At 63.7% G+C, this 1,399-nt stretch carries 1 protein-coding gene and 1 pseudogene; one reads left to right on the top strand and one right to left on the bottom strand.

The genetic code is table 11. The features are described from left to right. Positions 1–337, top strand: a pseudogene (locus tag EN893_RS34000) (glycerol acyltransferase); the annotation flags it as partial. A 24-nt stretch (positions 338–361) separates the two neighbouring features. On the opposite strand, the gene EN893_RS33995 reads toward EN893_RS34000, so the two are convergent. Then, positions 362–1,324 carry a hypothetical protein gene (locus EN893_RS33995; RefSeq protein WP_127270173.1) on the bottom strand — a complete coding sequence of 321 codons (963 nt, stop codon included), beginning with the start codon at positions 1,322–1,324 and terminating at the stop codon, positions 362–364. Positions 1,325–1,399: the final 75 nt, after the last annotated feature.

The following is a 1,399-nucleotide window of genomic DNA, read 5'->3' as shown; positions in this document are numbered from 1 at the left end:
GGTCATCCCGATGCATTTTTCCGGGCAGAACGGCAGGCTGTTCCATCTGGTCAGCGGGCCGATGAACATGGCCGAGCGCGACGGCCGGGTGGCGAAATTCGTCGGCAAGGCCTCGCTGACGCTGCGCACGTCGCTGCTCATCCACGAATTCGCGCGGCTGTCCGGCAAGGCGATAGACGTGCGCGTCGGCGATGTGCTGAGCTGGAGCGAGTTGGAGCCGTTGCGCGACCGCAAGGCATTGCTCGACCGGCTGTATCGCGGCGTGTTCGATCTGGCGCCAATCGTGGCGCGCCGCCGGATTCCGTTCCTGCCAGCGCGGACCAAGATGGCAGCCTGAAAACAGGAAACCTGCCGCGGAAGGTTAGTCCGCGCCTTCTTCGGGATCCATCGCCGCGGCCTCGGTGGCCAGAACCTCGATCTCCTGGTTCTGCCCGGCCACGACCGTAAAATCCTTCTGATAGATGCGGTCGCGGTTCTTGGCGATGATGGTGTAGTCGCCCTCGGCCAGCACCATCGAGGCGAAGGCGCCGACGGTTTCCTTGATCGGATCGCCCGATTCGTTGAGCAGCGACCAGGATGTGTCGGCGATCGCCTCGCCACCGGTTTCGCGCACCAGCTTCATGGTGATCTCGGCGGCGTGGTGCTCGACGGTGGCTTCGGTCAGCTTGCCGGCCTCGACACGGATGTCGGAGCGGATGACCGCGTTGACTGCGCCATAGGTCGAGACGACGTGATAGATGCCGGCGTTGAGCCGCACGACGCTGTTGGGCTCGACATCGGGAATGATCAGCGCGCGGTCGCCATTGGCCTCGGCGGTGCCTTCGTAGATCGAAAATCGCAGCTTCTTTGGTGGAATGCGCACGCCGCCGGACAGCACTGCGTCGAGCTTGAGGCCGCCGGCGTCGAGCACGAGACTTTCGCGCTTGGCGTCCTTGCCGACAGTGATGCGCTTGGTGGCGCCGGCCCGGCCGTAGGAGGCGTGAACCAGATAGCTGCCGGGTTCGAGCTGGAAGACGGCGGTGCCGCCATGGGAGGAGGCAACCATCGGCAATTTGCCGTTGACGGCTTCGGGCTTGAAAACCCGCCAGACGATGCCGCGCGTGATGTCGGAACCCTTGTCGGTTAGTTGGGCGGACAATGTGATGGCGCCGCCGCCGCTCAGCGCCAGTGACGTCTCGCCTTTCGGCGTCGCGTAGCTCGAAATTCCCGGAAGCTTCAGGTCGGTGACACCGTCGACGTTCTGCGCCACGGCAAGCGAAACCGGCGCCATGAATATCAGCGCGCCGAGCCAGACCAGGAAAAGACGGACAGTCCCCTCAAACATGCCTTGCGTTGAAGCCCATGGCGGTGGCAATTTCAAGGCTTAAGAGTTGAAACGACTCTTCCCTCCGGCGTATCC

Origin of the sequence: Mesorhizobium sp. M7A.F.Ca.CA.004.04.2.1, from assembly GCF_004022825.1 — a bacterium.
Classification (GTDB): domain Bacteria; phylum Pseudomonadota; class Alphaproteobacteria; order Rhizobiales; family Rhizobiaceae; genus Mesorhizobium.
This window is presented reverse-complemented; position numbering and strand designations above follow the sequence as displayed.

Bases quoted from the DNA above. Each gene is read 5' to 3' on its own strand.
- EN893_RS33995 (WP_127270173.1), bottom strand. From the start codon at position 1,324: ATGTTTGAGGGGACTGTCCGTCTTTTCCTGGTCTGGCTCGGCGCGCTG.